Consider the following 17,483-nt stretch of genomic DNA (forward strand, 5'->3'; position numbering starts at 1 on the left):
AAATTCAACCTTAAGGAATGATGATATGCAATTTAAAAACCTGGATAAAACCGATACCCTGATCTTGAAATATTTATCGGAAAACGGGCGCTTGAGCAACGCGGAGCTGGGGCGTCTCGTGAACCTGACCCGCGCGGCCGTTCGGGAGCGGATCAACGAATTAATCAACGATGGGGTCATTGACCGTTTTACGATCATCGTTAATCCTCTTAAAGCGGGGAAAATGCTGTCCATGTTCTTTAATATTGAAGTGGAATGGCCCAAGCTGCAGCAGGTGGCCGATGAATTGATCGCTGCGGAAGAAATTACGAACGTGTATCAGATGAGCGGCAAACCTCACCTGCATGTTCATGCCCTGCTGGACAATCCTGAACACGTGGAACAATATCTCAAGAAGCTGCAGGCGATTGAAGGCATCGTGGATGTTCAGAGCGAGGTTCTGATCGCACGGTATAAAGAGCGGGGAGGCCTGCTGATTTAAATTGATCGGTCTGACAATAAAGAACGGCCGCCGTATTTCCGTCGAGATTATCTCTGTCGACGATACGGCGGCCGTTTATCCGTTATAGAATCAGCTTGCTTTCTTTGGCTTTCTCCAAAAATTTGTCGCTCGATTTGTTAAATGTTTTCTTCAGGGCGACGCCCATTAGAAATGCGATTCCTACATAAATGAATAGAATAAGCGCATGCTTCCCGGCGACGCTCCACAACAATCCGCCCACCGCCTCCCGCATTATGGTGATAGCATGCGTGAAGGGCAGGAACGGATGAATTTTCTGGAAGAATTCCGGTGCCATCTGGATCGGGAATGTTCCCCCGGAACCGGACAGTTGAAGCACCAGCAGAATGATCGACAAAGCTTTGCCCACATTGCCGAATACGGAAACAAGCGTATAGACGATCATTACGAATACTGCGCTAATCAACAGCCCGAACAATACAAACCAGACCTTGTCGACTACATAGGTTTTCAGCAGGAAGATATCCCCCAGCGTAACGATAAGCGACTGCCCCAGCCCCAATGTCAGGAAGGTGAAGAAACGGCCGAAATAAACCTCGTAGCTCTTATAGTCCTGCTTGTTCTCCACATCGGCCCTTAACAGCGAGACGAGCAGCAGAGCGCCGACCCATAATGACAAGGTAGTGAAAAACGGTGACATGGCCGAACCATAGTTAGGAATCGGGAACAGCTTGTGCTCCTCAAGCTTAATCGGATGGGAGAAGAAGTCGCTCTCCTTGTCGGCATCCAGGCTTAACAGGTCCATGATCTGATCGAGTGTCCCGTTCTTCTCAAAATCGCGGATCCGGTCGGCAATCTCCTTCAGCTTGGTTTGGGCGGCGGGAAACTTATCGCGAATTTGAGCAATTTCCTTCTGCCCCAATTCGACTCCCTCACCGGCCTTCAACAGAAGGTTCTCAATATCCGGCAGTGCCTCATTGGCTTCGTGAATAACGTTGTTGGCCTTGCGCACCGTTTGCTGTGCAGCCGCAGACGCCTCATCGAAAGCCGGAGCGAGCTTGGTCTCGTACAGCTCCAACAGCTCCCCGACCGATTGATCGATTTGCTTGGACAGCTCGTTGACACGTTGAACGAGCTCCGCTGCAGGCTCTCCGCCTTCCTCTACCGCCTCATAAGCCTTGGCCAGCACTTCCTTCAATGTATGGAGGCGCCCCTGTATGGCTTCCAGCCGTTCTGCAGCATCGCGCAGCGCCCCATCCTTCACGGCTGTCTGGGCTTGATCCAACGCACCGATCAGACGGCCTATAGCGGCCTGGCCGCGGTCGATTCGGGCCATCCCTTCCAGCAGCTTCGTTCTCACCTTGCCGGTATCTACAGACAGAATCTTGTCCGTCAGGGCGACGGTCTTCCGCGCTGCTTCCTGCAGCTTATCCATCTCCGCCCTTACTTGCTTGTCAAGCTCCGCCGCTCGGTTCAACGCCTCCTGCAATGCCGGAATGACAACGGGGTCATAGGCTTGAATTACCTCCCCAAGCAGGCGATCCGTCTCCTTGAGCAGCCCTGTGATATCCTCCAGCAGCTCCTTCGCGGGCTGCTGTCCGTTCTCGATCAATTGCAGCGCTTGATCCAGTCTTTCTTTCGTATTCTCCAGACGCTTCTGGACTTCCTTAAGCACCGTAACGGGATGCTGCAGAAGGTCTTTGCCCGTCAATGCGTCAAGCCGCTCCAGCCCGTTGATTAATCGCCCTGTTACCGTAAGGCCGGCATCGACCCATGAGGTGACCTTCTCCAAATCTTGTTTGGCACGTTCGGCATCGAACGGCATATCCAGCAGCTTCTCCACCGCCTGCTCGCCCGCCTGAACCTTCCCCTGCAGTTGAGTAAGCCCTTCTTTAAGCTTCGGCGCTCCCTGCTTTGCCTTCTCGACAGCTTCCTGCAGAGCGGGAAGAATTTGATTGTCGTGAAGCTGAATAAGCTGGCCGATCAGACGATCTGCTTCCCCGGCAAGGTCATGGATTCGTTGAATCAGCTCCCGTGCCGGTTCTTCTCCCTGATCAAGCACACGGACTGCGGCAGCCATGGCATTCTTTAATTGCCCCAGCCGGTCATGGGCCGTGATCAGCGCCTGGATAGCCTCCTGCAGCTTTCCTTCCTCCGTCACCAGAGTATCGATCGATTTCAACACATCCGTCAGCCTTTCCAACCCGGCCGAACCTTTATCGATAAGCTCCATGGCCTGCCCTAATCCGCTTAATAGGGTATCCGCGTTGATATCCGAAGCGATCAGCACATCCGTCAGCTCGCCCGTCATGTGGGCAACCTCCTGAAGCGTCTGCAGATCGGCCTGAATAGCCGGGGCATATCCCCTTATGACACTGTCCCCTTCGTAAAGCAATTGCTCGAATTGCTGGCCCAGCGTCTCGGCATGCTGCCCTATCTCCTTAACTTTGCCCAGCCCTTCATCCACCTTGCCCACGATAAGCTCGGCCTTGTCCAGATCCGTCTGCGCAAGCTGGATCATCCGCTCGATTTCCGGCAAATCGGCCTCGAGCTGGAAGACCAGCTTCTTCATCCGCTCCATGGCAGGAAGATTTTGTTCGATTTCTATACCCATCTCGTTAAAGGCTTTGAATATCGCGCCATTGGCCACCTTGACGAAGTGGCTGCTGACGTTCTCGACAATGCCGGATGCGCCGGCCGATGTCACCTTGGGCGCAATGGCATTTATTTTTTCATTAATATAATAATCCAATTCCGGCTTCTCCGGGTTGCTCGTCAAGACGGATGTAATCTTCTCCGAGAAATCTTCCGGGATGACGATTCCGGCATAGTAATCGCCTTGCTCCACCCCGCGCAGCGCCTCTTGCTCGTCTACGAATACCCAGCCCAGCTTATCATTTTCCTCCAGCGATTTAATAATTTCATCGCCAACCCGCAGTTCCTTGCCTTCCAGCGTCGTCCCGCGGTCCATATTGGAAACGGCAATGGGGACGTCCTTCGTATTGGAGTAAGGGTCCCACGAGGAAATAATGTTAAACCAGGCGTACAGTGACGGTAAAAAGACAACAGCAGCTATGACGATCAAAGCTGCCGGATTCCTTGCTATATTTCTTAAATCTGTACCGAAAATTTTAAAAATGTTTTTCATATTGTCCAATCTCCCATTTTTCTCTCTCTATTGGCCGTACAATGCTCCGTCTCTCCATCCGCGAAGTTCATACGAGCCGAGTCTCCCGTCTGTTAATATTAAAATATAGTACCTGATAGATTTCCAGAACGCAACGAGCCGAATAGGGAGAAAACCCTCTGGTAAAGGAGAATAATCGGACCGAAAGCTGTTTTTTAGACAAATTTCGCAAAAAAAAAATAGCGCGGCAAAAGCGGCGCGTGGGCGGCATTCGTTTTCGTGCCGCTTATCCTTATTGGGATGGTGGCTTCGTACCAAGCTACCGGCTGTTCATCACTTTAACGACGTCTACGTTCCTTCCGCGCAGCGTGTCCACAATCAATTCGATAAATTCCTTGGACGTGTTGGCTGCCACAGCTTGCCGGTAAATATTCACCAATTCTTTGCTGTCCAGCGTTTCCAAAGCCGATGGCCTTGGAGAACGATTATAGTGATTCCTGATGACCTCCACCCAATCATATGACTTAACGGCATGGAAATGATTCGTTATATTTTTCCAAGATGCTTGTATGGTTTTCTTGGAGGCTTCGGCAACATCGGTCATGATGTCTTCCTCCCCGACGTTCCCTGCGGTCTCTCTCTCGTTATCCGGCGTCTGAACATGCTTTCCACCAGACACTTAACCCCTCTCCCTTCGGGAAATTTCTTTCTGATATCTTTTACTTTAGTCCTAGCATAACATGAGCCCACCGTCCCGTCTTTACCGTTTCGCGCTCCAAAAAAAGCTTTACATATTGTGGAAAATATGCAATAATATTTCCTTTGCTTTCGGAAAAGGATCGAATAGCGCCAATGAGAAAAACTCCTATCGGAGTATTTCATGGATGAGCGACCGCGTTTAAAGGATGTTTTTATCGCCAAATAGAATTTGAAGTTATTCAGGACGCATAACTTATAAATTCTATTGTGGTAAAAAAAGCTCCTAACGGAGCCTCTTCGAAGACGAATAACCCGGTTTTAAAGGAGACCTGAGGGAAAACCAACATCGCATCCGGGTCGGTAAAGACATCGCAAAGACGAGCAAAAATACATTAAAATCGTGCCCTTTTCCAAAAAGAAGGCGAAAGACGCTCAAATGTGCAGGTCTTTTTCAAAAAATGGGGCCATTTCGCAAAAAATCGCTCCAAAGACCTGCATTATCGCTTTAGAATCAGGTATGTGGCGACTTTTCTCCAAAAAGACGTGCATTATCGCTTTAGAATAGGGGGAAAATTCCGGTGCTAGCGGTGCTGAAAAATCGCAAACTGGATTTTGGGGCAGCCCCTTGATTGAAAGAAGAGCTATCCGCCAAAACGTTCGGTTTTAAATAAGGAACTAAATAAGCTCTCGAAACTTATACTTTTTAATGTGGTTAAAAAAGAGCCCGACCTGTTTCAGGTCGAGCTCTTCTTGTTTTCCTCCATATATCTTTTGATCCGCTTTTCATTCGATTCGGAAACGGTTGCGAAGGTGCCGGCTCCCTCGAAGCTGACGATCTTTCGCTCGGAATCGTAACCGGACACATTCTTGAGATTAACGACGTTGGAGCGATCCAATCTCTCAAAACCGCTCGAATGATAGGCGGCATAAAGATCGGAGAGAGTGGTGGGGACGACAAATTCGCCTTCTTTAGTATGGACGTATATTGTATTTTTATGATTGGAGAAATACAATATTTCTTCCTCCTGGATTTCACAAGAAGAACCGTCATTTTTCAGAACACGCATGTACTCCCCACCTTACTATCCTTTACTGCTTTTTCATAAGCTCTTTAGGCGCTTGCGGGCTGTGAAACATCGGTTTAAGGATTGCTGCAAATACGACTGCGCAAGAAGCCAGGACGGAAGACGCGCACCGGGCTACGATTTGTCTCATAGCGTTCCCCCCTTTCTCCATGGTATAACTGTTAAGGACTGAACCAGAAAGGCCAATCCAATAACATGCGAGCCAATAATGAAGTTGGAGCTGACCAAACCTATGGAAGTCCATTTTAATAAAGGGTACATCTTGGCGGGAATAGCGACGTTAGCATCCGGACGCGGGGCAAAAGCGATCATAACGGTCAGATTCGTGAGATTAATCAGGAAGAGCAGCGTTTCCGGATAGACGGGCACATGCGGAATTCCGGCACACAGCAGCACCGAGACGATATTGCAGGCCCACACCGACTTGAAGTGGGTGCCGCCCGACGCCATTCTTAGACCGCCTAAACCGATCAGGACCAGCAGTGTAGATGCCAACTCGCCGGTAGACCATCCGATAAACAACGAAGCAGCGACAATCAATCCGGTATTAAGCAAAATAGCCAGCGAATACTGCATGACCTCAATGGAGTGAGTGCGGTCCGGATCGGCCTTCTTGATCGCCACGGCAATTCTATATGCTAAAGTGTTCATCTTCGCCTCTATCCTTTTTGTAAGAAACGTATAAGTACCCATATAGAATGACTGCATTGGCAGTTGGCACTAGAAAAAACAAACCCGATAGGTAGTTGGCAAAATACATCGTCAACAGAACGATCAGGACGGAAGGAATGTTCAGTATTAATAAAACCTTTTCCCACGTCTTAACTGCAATTTTCCCATTGGGCTTGTCCGGCACGAAATCGAAGCCCTTGCGCTTTGCCGATAGGAAATAACCTGTTCCGATGGCCGTGGCCGCAGAAAGCGCCTGCAAGACGAACGTGCTGATGCTCAAAATATAAGGAAGGTCGCCATCAAACAATCCGGCATTATCCATAATGAAATAATAGAGCGTTTGAATCAGCATATAGGCCTGATACGCCATTCCCGTCAAAATCGCGGTATAAAAAACATGAATTTTAAAGAGCAGCCATATAAAAGAAAACATGAGAAGAACTTGCACGACAACATCCACTTGCGGAAGCTCGTAGACTGTTCTCAACACGTAAGAAATGAAGGACATGATGAGACTCGCAAAAATCATTTCTTTAGGGAATAAATCAATTTTAAACAGTTTAAAAATCAGATAAAACATGGCATAATTTTCTAGCATAGAGAAACCGATGTACAGCCATAAGTCCATCAATCCGAAACACTCCCGCTGCCGACAAAGTTCGACTTTTTTCTATATCCAATATACTAGATGGAAGATGTTTCTACAATAGCCTTTCCCGTTCTTTCAGTGTAAAACCGCCTTTTTCTGCCTCTTTTCCGACATTTCGGTTAGTAGTATAATCCTATTATGCTATGGAGTGACGATTTTCCTATAAAAACCGTCTATGGAATGGATAGAAAGCGGGTAAAAAGATGACTTTGGATGAAGTTATGGATCAGCTCAAGCTTCTCGGAACCGAGCAAACCAAGAAGACATTCTCCCGGCATGGGGCGAAGGAACCTCTCTTCGGCGTTAAAATAGGAGATTTAAAGCCGTTGGTCAAGCAGGTGAAGAAAGATCAGGCTCTGGCCTTGGCCCTATACGATACCGGAAATCATGATGCTATGTATCTCGCAGGGCTTTCCGTCGATCCGAAAGCCATGACCCGGGAACAGCTGCAAAATTGGGTAGAGCGAGCATACTGGCATATGCTTGCCGAATGCACGGTGGCCAACGTGGCTGCCGAGAGCCATTATGCGCTGGATCTGGCCAGGGAATGGATGGCGTCAACGGAGGAAACCGTCGCCTCCTGCGGCTGGAGCACCTATACGTCCTACTTGTCCGTTACTCCTGACGAACAGCTTGATTTCGCTGAAATCCGCCGTCTATTAAAGCAGGTGGAGAAGACGATTCATCAGGAAAGGAACCGTGTCCGATATACGATGAACAACTTTGTCATTGCCGTCGGAAGCTTTGTGGTGGGGCTTCATGAAGAGGCTCTGGAGGTCTCCGGGAACATAGGGAAGGTTCATGTCGATGTCGGACAGACCGCGTGTAAAGTGCCTTTGGCTGCGGATTATATCGAAAAGGTGAAAGCCAAGGGAAGGATCGGAGTCAAGAAAAAAACCTGTATCTGTTAAACGGGACTTTGCTCAAAGGAAGGCCAGCCAACCTTAAACGGTCGGCCGGCCTTTATCAAATTGCTCGATCATCCGGTTGCCGGCCAGGGTGACTGTTCTGCGAGCGTGTCATCCCCAGCCGAGGCATCGGCAAGATCCTCCAAATCTTATTTTACATAAGATTGCAGCGGCCGTTACTCCACCGCCAATTTTCCTCTGTTAATCAGTTCGAGCTGCTCCTCCGAATAGCGGCCGATTTTATTTTTGGCCTGCACTCCGCTTAAGGTAATATCATAATTCTTCTTGATATATTGATGAAGCTTCTCCATGTCCTTCTCCGAAAGCTCTGCCAGTTCGCTCTTGCCGTCGATCTGGCCGAGAATAATCCCGATCACTTCCCCGGCCAGCGAAGTATTCGGCTGGATTCGGGCGCTTCCATAAGCTACTGCGGATGCCCCGACATTCTTCCCGGCCGTGAGCACGTTGGAATAGCCTTTTAACTGGAATGCCCGCAGCGGCATCCCATATTTATCGGGCTTGCCCGTGCTTGTCCCCCATGGATTCGCCTGGTTGCCCTGAAGATCAATCGGATAGCCCGCTATGCTTACGTTATCCCAAAACATGGCTCCGCCCAACAGATCCGTCGCCTGCAGAACATATTCCGTTTCGTAGCGGGTCGAATCACGAATATAGAGGTAATCGGGATAGCCATTGACCTCGGCCTTCTCCCATCCCGGCAGCTGCTGCCGCAGGTGCTTGACCACCCGGTCCGTTTCGGTCTTCCCGGCTTCCAGCGCCTCCTGAATCCGCCGATCATCGGACGGATCCACATTGAAAACAAGAAGGGCGTTAATCAGCGCTTCCCCATCCCGCTGATTAATGATGTTTAATCCGCGCAGGAACACATCCTTCTGGCTGGATGAGTAGCTTTTCCCAATATTTCCGAATCCGTAAGCAAACGTACCGGTGAGATAGGTGTTCGAACCGTAAATTTCTTCCTTCTTATCCTGGCTCAGACTATTTATTTCTCCGGCAAACTTCTCCCAATCCACCTGGCGGAATTTCATCATGATGGATGCGGCCATATAATCCGTCGCTTCCCCGCCGAACACCGTCTCGATTCCTGGAATCCGCGTCGTCTCCAATCGGCTGGACAGGGCGCCGAAATCCGTATTCTCCACCCAATACTTGGCAGACACCGTCCTCTCTTCCCCTCCTGCAGTCCGATAGGTGAGCGATTTGATTGTTTGCTTGGAATGGGCATCCGGCTCGCTATCGATTTTCACAATCTGGATTCCCGATTCGATCGGTATCCCTTCGGCAATCGATTGGAAATAGTCCACGAACTCTTCTTTCTTGCGGATTTCCCCTTGTTTATAACGGTCAAAGAGCTCCTTGACGCGCCCTTGCAGCAGCGATTGGCCGGCATCATCGAAGGGCTCGTCCAAATACAGCATCTCTCCCTGAATCAGCTGTCCGCCCGGCTGCTTCCGCGGATCGAGAACCATCACGTTAAGCCCTTCATCCGCAGCCGCCCGGGCCAGATACATCCCTTCTATTTCGGAACCGATCAGCACGATATCCGGGTCCGAGCCCCGGTCTTTGCCCCCAGGCTTCTTCTCTCCTTCACAACCGGCAACAAGCAGTACGACAAGCGACAACAGCCACACGACACGTTTCACTCCAAATCCCCTCTCCCTGTTCACTCTCTCTTGGTACAACTATGCAAAAGGATAGCAAATCCGGCGCCTGATTTCCAGCGAACGATCCGGCCTGGGCGAGTAAAGATTCCTGGAGAAAAAAATGCCGCTCTCTTCCGTTAGCAGAAGGGAGCGGAAACAACAGACGGGAAACCGATCCGATCCCCATAGACCCTTTCCCAAGGCTGAACAACAAATCGCCAACCTATATGACGCCCGGATATCCAAAGTTCATTGGTCTGCATTCATTCGACCAACTAGTTCCTTGATATACTTTGACAGGCGGATGCTAATTTCCGCACGCATAACATCCCGGACCATTCCAAAGCGATCCTCGTATCCTCTGCAAATAAAACGGTGATATATGACCATATCTGCCTGTTCATCACTAATGATTTTAATATTGCGCTTGGACAACTCACGGCGCAGACTGTACAAATCCGTACTTATTTGATTCATGAGTGCCCGGCCTGCTGTCAAATAAAGCTGCTTTAAAAGGTTGGAATGATTCTCTATATCTTCGATGCTCTTCTGCACCATGCTTAACATGTAAGGCAGCAGGATGTAGTCCCGGATCATTTTGAACTCCTCCTCTGTAGGTTGTTTACGGGAGTTCTTTTCGCGGCGATTTTCGTATTGTTCTTGATGCTCAGTGAGCAGCATTTTGGACTTCCATCGTTCATTGCCGTCCAGTTTGCTCATTTGTAATGGCCTCCAATCTGTTCCGCCCTCTCACGGGCCACTCCGGACCGTAATAATGAAGATACCCGCATAATAGCAGCACTGCCGTATCTATCCTTGATTTCATCCGTTGCTCTCTCCAGATTGTATGCCTTGATCCGGTCCTCGAAAAAAGTGAGCTGAATGACGTTATCGTCGGTCAACTCCGTCAGTGCAATATTCAGGTGGCTAACAGGCATGCCGCTCCAATGTTTATGGAAAATTCCAAGAGCTGCAGCAGCGACTTCATGCGAAAGGGAGGTCGGCTGCGGAAGGGTTACCTGTCTATTAAACGATGCCGACCTCTGGCCGTCTGTTTCCATGGCTCCCACGGATACAACTCGCCCGATGTAACCCAGTCTCCTGCTGCGGCGGCAGACTTCCACCACCAACTCGAGCAGTACTACTTCAATATCTTCAAGCTTCCGATAAAGGCTACTTCTGAGCGTCTTGCCGTGACTAACCGATTTTAATTTATTGCGAATACTCGCCACGACAGGGCTAGGGTCTATTCCACGTGCCGTTTGCCAATAATATTCCGCCTGTATATCGCTTTGCTTGCCCATCTCTTGACGCATGCGCCGTTTAAAGACACCCAGTTCCTGACGCGCAATGTCGCCAATCGTGTAGAGACCCATGCGCGTAAAATGGCGAGTCATCCGGGAGGCAACCATAAACATTTGATGTACCGGCAGCGGCCATAATACTGATTCCAAATTGTCGAAATCAAGTTTGAAGATACCTTCGGGCATCTTTTTGGCAAAATTATCAACAGCCATCTTCGCCAACACTTTTGTTGGTCCGATTCCACAACGGGTCCAGACCCCTGTCGACAGCAGAACGCGCGTTTGAATCTGGCGGGCGATCTCCTCCGGAGCCCCGAAATAACCGATAGAGCCCGTAACATCGAGAAACTGTTCATCGATCGAATAAGGTTCGACTTGATCTGTAAATGATTCGAAAATCTCGGTAATGAGCAGGGACACCGTGATATAGGTCTGCATTCGGGGCCGTATGACGACCAAATCGGAACATTTCGCAAGCGCCTCGCCCACTCTTTCGGCTGTCGTCACGCCGCGTGCTTTGGCGACCGGGCAGGCAGCCAATATGATACCCGATTTTCTGGAGGGATCGCCTACGGCTACCGGCTTATCCTTTAAGTCTGGTCGGGCTGCTTTTTCAATCGAGGCATAGAAGGACTGTCCGTCAACTAACATAATGGTTCGCTCTTGATACATGACATTTCACTCCTATAAAGTCACGATTCGGAGATCGCCTCTCACGCACCCTCCGAATAAGAACATATATTCTTATTATATACAGAATGTATGTTCGTGATGCAATGAGAATAACTGGAAAACCAAAAAAACGCTAATCCCATTTCTGGTTAGCGTTTTCCGTTAGGGTGGACCGGCTCATCTATTCATTATTCCCAAACAACAAATCCTCGAATTTGCGGTGGATTCCGATGGTGCCCTGAGCATCGTAGTTGGATAAAATCACCAATGTATAACCGCTAAGCATATACATGTTCAAAAGCGCGCTAACACCGGGAAATCCGCCGTTATGACCGACGATCCGCTCTCCGTGCTTCCGGATATCCATAAAGCCATACCCATAGTGCTTCTTCATATCCGGTCCGTAAGACTGAAATTTGTCTGTTATGGCCAGAGCGGTCCATTCCGGGCTCAGCAGCTTATTCCCGCGAAGGGCGATGTCGAACCGCAGCAAATCCTCCACAGTAGAATATCCCCCGCCGGCCGGGCCTCCCTTAACGGCATGGAGGAACCAGTTATTGCGCCGAGGCTCCCCCTCCTTCGTTCCTTCGCGAGTATAACCCGCAGCCAGATTGGGGACATCGTACTCCAGATCATAACAATCTGTATCGGGCATATTGGCCGGTCCATAAACGTTTTCTTTGACAAATGTAAAGTAATCCTTCCCTGAAACCGACTCAATGATGGCACCCAGAATGATATACCCTGAATTACTATAAAACCATTGGGTGCCCGGTTCGAACAACAGAGGATCTTCGATAAAAAGCGGAAGGTAATCCTCCACGGTTTTGAGTTTCGTGAAGCTGGCCTCATATTTATCATTCCAGTAAAGTCCGGTTCCCGACGTATGCGTCAGCAGATGGTGGATAGTAATTTTGTTAGCCGGCTCCGGCGGAAAATGAGGCAAATATTTTCCAATCAAATCATGGACATGCAGCAGGCCGTCTTCAGCCAGCCTCAGGATGGCAACGGCAGTAAACATCTTGTTCACCGAGCCGAGATTAAATTTGGTATCCGTTCGGTTGGGAATGCCGTATCCCTTGTTCGCCAGGCCGAAAGCATTTTTGTAAACCGTTTCCCCATGCTTTGCCACCAATACCGCCCCCGAGAATTGATCCTCGGCAACCAGGCTTTCAATATGAGCATTAAATTTGGCCAGGTCCATATCCGTTAATGTCATGGTCATCCATTGTTCCTCCCCTATGAGTTTGTCCGACAACGGGTCCCGGATTTACCTGCACATTCGCATGTCTTTGTGGCTCATTTTAATCAAAATCCCTGCAAAGACCTGCACAGTCGCCGGTTCTTGCCGCTCTTTAACGAGGGGTTGGCTTTCTGTGATGCTTTATCGTTGGACAGGTAAATTATTACATTTTTCATTTTATCAAAAATTGCTTCCGCTGAAAACAAATGGTTTTCCTTTTTAAATGCTTTTTTACGACGGGCTGCTCCCATAAACAGAAGGCGGAGTTTCCTCTGCATCGGAAACTCCGCACTTGTATATTTCATCCTGCTTCTATAGTCAGGAGGTCACCTTCAATTGCATGTATCGGGCAAATTCCACCGCGGGTAGCGGCTTGCCGATCAAATATCCTTGAACCTCGTCACAATGATGCCTGGTTAGAAACTTAAGCTGCTCCTCCTCCTCTACGCCTTCCGCAATCACCCGCAAATTCAAGGCATGTGCCATATAGATGATCGCCTTGATGATCGCCGCATTATTCTCTTCTCCCAGTGACTGGATGAAGGATTGATCAATTTTCAGCGTATCAATCGGGAAACGGCGCAAATACCCTAATGAGGAGTAGCCTGTCCCGAAATCATCAATGGAAATCGATATACCGAGCTGCTTGAGCTCCTTGAGCACATCCAGGGAATGCTTCGTATTCCGCAGCATAATGTTTTCCGTAATTTCCAGCTCCAAATACTTCGGCTCAAGCCCGGTTTCCTCCAGAATTTCCTTCACTTTTCGGGCAAAACCGGCTTGCTGGAAATGGATTGCGGAAATGTTCACCGCCACACGCATCGGCGGAAATCCCGCTTCCTGCCATTGCTTGTTCTGGCGACAGGCTGCCTCCAGTGTCCAATAGCCCAGAATGGAGATTAGTCCCCGCTCCTCCGCCAAAGGAATAAACTGGCTGGGAGGAATGGAGCCGAGCTCGGGATCGGTCCAGCGTACAAGAACCTCCATGCTGTAGATATTCTCCTGCAGCATGTCCATCTTCGGCTGATAATGGAGCTCCAGGCCTTCGGACTCGATAGCTTTGCGCAGCTTCGTTTCCATCAGCAGCAGGGATGCGTAGTCCTTATTCATGGCAGTCTGGTAAACGGTCACCATGCTTTCGCCATACTCCTTCGCCCGGTACATAGCAACGTCCGCATGCCGCACCAGTGAGTCCATATCATCGCCATGATCCGGATAGAAACTGACGCCGAGGCTGACCGTCACGAAAAATTCGTGGCCCTGAATAATAAAACTCCCTTCAAACAGCCTCAAAATATCGGCGCTCTTCTGTAGCGCCTCATCATTATTGTGCACCGGAAGCAAAATAGTGAACTCATCCCCGCCCCAACGAAACAGCCGCGAACGGACAAAAGACAGCGTCTCCAGCCGCTCTGCGACTTCGATTAACAGCATGTCTCCTACGGTATGCCCCAAGCTGTCGTTCAAGGTTTTGAACCGGTCTATATCCAAAAACAAGAGAGCCAATTTCTGGTCCTGTTCTTTAGCCTTATCGATCTCCTCGGTCAGACGCTCCTGAAACATTCTTCGGTTAGGCAGATTAGTAAGCGAATCATGATACGCCATATGCCGGATCGTCTCTTGAGCATGCTTCAATTCACTTATTTCGTTTCGGATAGCGATAAACTGATAGGGAATGCCTTTGTCATCAAGCAGAGGAACAATTGTTGTCTTTACCCAGTATAGGCTGCCATCCTTGGCCCGGTTGCAAATTTCTCCATGCCATACCCGACCGCTGCGGATCGTCCTCCACAGCTTAGTGAAGAACTCCTTGGGGTGATACCCCGAATTAACTATCCGATGGTCTTGTCCAAGCAGTTCCTCTTTAGAGTACTTGGAAATCAGGCAAAATTGATCGTTCACCGAAATAATTTTGCCCTTCCGGTCGGTCACCGCCAGAATAGACGATTGATCCAGAGCATATTTAATATCCTGCAGCTCTTTGACCGTTCTTTTTAATTCAAATTGATAGTCCTTCTGATTCTCTTGACTGTTCATGAGTTCCTCCCCCCTAACCTGCTTCAGGGAACGGGCATTCCCTTCATCTCCCTTTATATACGCAGCAAAGCTTTAATTGGTTTCGATGCAAAAAAATAATATACCCCCTTTTTTCTTATAGATTTTAAAGGATATTACGAAGACTTTATACTTTCTCCATGAATCTGTTGATTTGTTATATAAAAAAAGTGATAATAAACACGTAAGGCAAAATCAGAGATTACCAGTTAACCGCTGGTTCTCTTATAGCTAATACTACTTACCATTTTTTAAAAAGAGGAGGTTATTACATTGGCTTTCGTTATCACCTCTCCATGTATCGGAGAAAAAGCCGCAGACTGCGTGACATCCTGTCCGGTAGACTGCATTCATGAAGGCGAAGATCAATACTACATTGATCCGGATACCTGTATCGAATGCGGTGCTTGTGAAGCCGTTTGCCCAGTAGCCGCTATTTTCCATGAAGATGATGTACCGGATGACGAGAAGGAATTCATCGAGAAAAACCGACTATTTTTTCAAAATAATTAATAGCATCGTACACATAAACAAACTGCACAGATTCACAAGTCTGTGCAGTTTGTCATCTTACCCGTTAATGCGTTCCTCTGGATATGGCGGTCGCTCCGGTACAGGTCAGCTCGACAATGCCATATGGCCTCATTAGCTCCGTCATCGCCTGGACTTTGTCCGCATCTCCCACTATCTCGATAACCATCGTATCCGATGATACGTCGATAACGGAACCGCGGAACGTCTCGACAACCCCGAGGATCTCCGGACGGTCAGCCGGCTGCACGTTCACTTTGAGAAGAGCGAGCTCCCGCGACACCATCGGCTTCGCGCTAAGCAGCCTTACTTCCAGGACGTCAATCAGCTTCAGCAGCTGCTGCCTGATTTGCTCCAGCGTCCGTTCATCCCCTGTGGTCACCACAATCATCCGCGACAAACCGGGCTCTTCGGATGTGCCTACGGTAATGCTCTCGATGTTAAAACCTCTGCGCCCGAACAGTCCGGCCACGCGCTGCAGTACCCCTGGCAAATCATTGACTAGAATGGATACCGTATGCTTGTTCACTGTTCTCCCCCCAATATCATTTCGTTAATGGCTTTGCCCTGAGGAACCATCGGGAATACGAATTCTTCCTGGGAGACAACAAAGTCAATGAGCACCGGCCCCGGGATTTCCATCGCTTCCTGCCATGCCCTCCGCGCTTCCTCCTTGCTTGTCGCCCGCAGTCCCTTGATCCCGTAAGCTTCCGCCAGCTTGACGAAGTCCGGACTTCCTGCCAGATCGCAATGGCTTAACCGGCCTTCATATACGATTTCCTGCCATTGCCGGATCATTCCCAGCACCCCATTGTTAATAACGACAATTTTAACAGGGATCTGATGAATCGCGCAGACTGCCAGCTCCTGGGCACACATCTGCATTCCTCCATCTCCGTTGATGGAGATGACCAGTTTATCCGGATTACCGATCTGGGCCCCCATGGCCGAAGGCAGGCCAAATCCCATAGTTCCAAGGCCTCCGGATGTAATCTGTGAGCGAGCTCTCCGAAACGGGAAATATTGAGCGGCCCACATTTGGTGCTGTCCAACATCGGTTGTGACAATCGCTTCTCCTCCGGTCATTTCCCCAATCATTTGAATCACATATTGAGGCTTCAGTTCTTGCTCCGAATCTTTGTAGACGAGAGGATATTCGATCTTCATCTGCTGGATGCGGCGGAGCCACGATTCCGCTCTTGCCGCCCGCTTCGCCTTCCGGTTCGCTAGGTTCAATACGGCCTTAATGTCGCCGACCACCGGATACTGCGTCTTTACATTCTTGCCGATTTCAGCCGGATCAATATCGATATGGGCAATCGCTGCGTGTGGTGCGAACCCGTCCAATTTCATCGTTACCCGGTCGTCGAACCGGGCTCCGATCGAAATGATCAAATCGGCCTCCGTCATTGCCATATTGGCGGTGTAAGTCCCATGCATCCCGGGCATTCCCATCGACAGCTCATGCCCGCTCGGGAAGCCTCCCAAGCCCAGAAGCGTCGTCGTCACCGGAATCTCCGTCCGGCTGACGAATTCCAGCAGCTCGGCGGAGGCGTCGGCGTATACTACCCCTCCGCCCGCGAGAATGACCGGGCGCTCCGCCTGTTCAATGGCATCCAGCAATGCATCGATCTGGGCCTCGTCCGCTTCTGCAACCGGCCGATAACCGCGGATGCTGACCGTCTCGGGATAGACAAATTCGGCAAGAGCGGCGGATACGTCCTTGGGAATATCAATGAGCACCGGTCCCTTCCGTCCTGTATTGGCAATGTAGAAGGCTTCCCGGACCGTCCGGGCCAGGTCCTCAACGTTCCGGACGAAATAGCTGTGCTTCGTAATAGGCATCGTAATACCCGTTATGTCCGCCTCCTGAAACGCATCCGAACCGATCAGCGGACTCGGAACATTACCCGTTATAACTACCAGAGGAACGGAGTCCATATAGGCCGTAGCGATTCCCGTGACCAGGTTGGTCGCCCCGGGGCCCGAAGTGGCGATGCAGACGCCCACCTTGCCGGTGGAACGGGCATAACCGTCAGCCGCATGGATCGCTCCTTGCTCATGCCGCGTCAGCAGATGCTTGAAATCCGGATTGCCGTGCATGGCATCATAAATGTAGAGAACGTTGCCCCCGGGATAGCCGAATACGCACTCGACCCCTTCAAGCAATAAAGACCTTAACAAAATTTCAGAACCGGAAATACGGTCGGGCTGCAGCAGCCGGTTGCGGAGATCCGCTGTCGAGCCTGCCTCGGAATAAACGATACTCATGAAACTCATCCTCCTCATTCATACTGTTTTTTATCGATAAAATGCCCCCACAAACATACACGACCTGTCGGTTAAATGTGGGACGTTGTGCCGAGAGGCGAAAGGGTGGCTTGATACGGAAATTGCTGTATTATCCCAGACTT

16 protein-coding genes are annotated in these 17,483 nt (G+C 49.7%); 3 read left to right on the forward strand and 13 right to left on the reverse strand.

Features of this window, described 5'->3' with window-relative positions; translation table 11 throughout:
• Positions 1 to 25 precede the first annotated feature (25 nt).
• On the forward strand, positions 26 to 481 hold the full coding sequence (locus ACFQ03_RS00225; protein ID WP_379285340.1) for an Lrp/AsnC family transcriptional regulator: 456 nt from the start codon (positions 26 to 28) through the stop codon (positions 479 to 481).
• An 82-nt stretch (positions 482 to 563) separates the two neighbouring features.
• Here ACFQ03_RS00225 and ACFQ03_RS00230 read toward each other — a convergent pair whose 3' ends face one another.
• From ACFQ03_RS00230 to ACFQ03_RS00255, 6 genes are all read right to left on the reverse strand, one after another.
• Positions 564 to 3,608 (reverse strand): YhgE/Pip family protein, encoded by a 3,045-nt coding sequence (locus ACFQ03_RS00230; protein WP_379285342.1) that lies wholly within the window; start codon positions 3,606 to 3,608, stop codon positions 564 to 566.
• 298 nt (positions 3,609 to 3,906) lie between these two features.
• Complete coding sequence (locus ACFQ03_RS00235) at positions 3,907 to 4,266, reverse strand: hypothetical protein (protein WP_379285344.1); 360 nt, start codon at positions 4,264 to 4,266, stop codon at positions 3,907 to 3,909.
• A gap of 754 nt (positions 4,267 to 5,020) precedes the next feature.
• On the reverse strand, positions 5,021 to 5,353 hold the full coding sequence (locus ACFQ03_RS00240) for a LytTR family DNA-binding domain-containing protein (RefSeq protein WP_144933519.1): 333 nt from the start codon (positions 5,351 to 5,353) through the stop codon (positions 5,021 to 5,023).
• A 22-nt stretch (positions 5,354 to 5,375) separates the two neighbouring features.
• Positions 5,376 to 5,501, reverse strand: a complete 126-nt coding sequence (locus ACFQ03_RS00245; RefSeq protein ID WP_379285346.1) for a hypothetical protein — start codon at positions 5,499 to 5,501, stop codon at positions 5,376 to 5,378.
• Entirely contained in the window at positions 5,498 to 6,022 is a 525-nt protein-coding gene (locus ACFQ03_RS00250) for an accessory gene regulator ArgB-like protein (RefSeq protein WP_379285348.1), read from the reverse strand. The genes ACFQ03_RS00245 and ACFQ03_RS00250 overlap by 4 nt, the downstream gene beginning before the upstream one ends.
• Positions 6,003 to 6,674 (reverse strand): hypothetical protein, encoded by a 672-nt coding sequence (locus ACFQ03_RS00255; protein WP_379285350.1) that lies wholly within the window; start codon positions 6,672 to 6,674, stop codon positions 6,003 to 6,005. The genes ACFQ03_RS00250 and ACFQ03_RS00255 overlap by 20 nt, the downstream gene beginning before the upstream one ends.
• A 221-nt stretch (positions 6,675 to 6,895) precedes the next feature.
• Between ACFQ03_RS00255 and ACFQ03_RS00260 the strand changes: the two genes are divergently transcribed.
• Positions 6,896 to 7,603 carry a DNA alkylation repair protein gene (locus ACFQ03_RS00260; RefSeq protein ID WP_379285352.1) on the forward strand — a complete coding sequence of 236 codons (708 nt, stop codon included), beginning with the start codon at positions 6,896 to 6,898 and terminating at the stop codon, positions 7,601 to 7,603.
• A 173-nt stretch (positions 7,604 to 7,776) separates the two neighbouring features.
• On the opposite strand, the gene ACFQ03_RS00265 is transcribed toward ACFQ03_RS00260, so the two are convergent.
• The 5 genes from ACFQ03_RS00265 to ACFQ03_RS00285 all read right to left on the reverse strand — a co-directional run bounded on the left by ACFQ03_RS00265 (position 7,777) and on the right by ACFQ03_RS00285 (position 14,520).
• Positions 7,777 to 9,264 carry an FAD-dependent oxidoreductase gene (locus tag ACFQ03_RS00265; protein ID WP_144933524.1) on the reverse strand — a complete coding sequence of 496 codons (1,488 nt, stop codon included), beginning with the start codon at positions 9,262 to 9,264 and terminating at the stop codon, positions 7,777 to 7,779.
• 249 nt (positions 9,265 to 9,513) lie between these two features.
• Entirely contained in the window at positions 9,514 to 9,984 is a 471-nt protein-coding gene (locus ACFQ03_RS00270) for a hypothetical protein (RefSeq protein ID WP_379285355.1), read from the reverse strand.
• Positions 9,981 to 11,240: a DNA polymerase IV gene (locus ACFQ03_RS00275; RefSeq protein WP_379285356.1), complete on the reverse strand. Its 1,260-nt coding sequence runs from the start codon at positions 11,238 to 11,240 to the stop codon at positions 9,981 to 9,983. Before ACFQ03_RS00275 ends, ACFQ03_RS00270 begins: the two co-directional genes overlap by 4 nt.
• Positions 11,241 to 11,421: 181 nt before the next feature.
• On the reverse strand, positions 11,422 to 12,465 hold the full coding sequence (locus tag ACFQ03_RS00280; protein ID WP_379285358.1) for a serine hydrolase domain-containing protein: 1,044 nt from the start codon (positions 12,463 to 12,465) through the stop codon (positions 11,422 to 11,424).
• A gap of 336 nt (positions 12,466 to 12,801) precedes the next feature.
• Complete coding sequence (locus ACFQ03_RS00285) at positions 12,802 to 14,520, reverse strand: putative bifunctional diguanylate cyclase/phosphodiesterase (protein WP_379285360.1); 1,719 nt, start codon at positions 14,518 to 14,520, stop codon at positions 12,802 to 12,804.
• Positions 14,521 to 14,811: 291 nt separating this feature from the next.
• Between ACFQ03_RS00285 and ACFQ03_RS00290 the strand changes: the two genes are divergently transcribed.
• Complete coding sequence (locus tag ACFQ03_RS00290) at positions 14,812 to 15,051, forward strand: indolepyruvate ferredoxin oxidoreductase subunit alpha (RefSeq protein ID WP_144933531.1); 240 nt, start codon at positions 14,812 to 14,814, stop codon at positions 15,049 to 15,051.
• Positions 15,052 to 15,115: 64 nt separating this feature from the next.
• Here the strand turns inward: ACFQ03_RS00290 and ilvN are convergent, their stop codons facing one another.
• Together ilvN and ilvB are read right to left on the reverse strand one after the other, a co-directional pair.
• Positions 15,116 to 15,598, reverse strand: coding sequence for an acetolactate synthase small subunit (gene ilvN, locus ACFQ03_RS00295; RefSeq protein ID WP_144933532.1), 483 nt, complete (start codon positions 15,596 to 15,598; stop codon positions 15,116 to 15,118).
• The gene (gene ilvB, locus ACFQ03_RS00300) at positions 15,595 to 17,340 is read right to left on the reverse strand and encodes a biosynthetic-type acetolactate synthase large subunit (protein ID WP_379285363.1); all 1,746 of its coding nucleotides are present in this window, start codon (positions 17,338 to 17,340) and stop codon (positions 15,595 to 15,597) included. Before ilvB ends, ilvN begins: the two co-directional genes overlap by 4 nt.
• Positions 17,341 to 17,483: the final 143 nt, after the last annotated feature.

This window comes from Paenibacillus residui, assembly GCF_042677205.1.
Classification (GTDB): Bacteria; Bacillota; Bacilli; order Paenibacillales; family NBRC-103111; genus Paenibacillus_L; species Paenibacillus_L residui.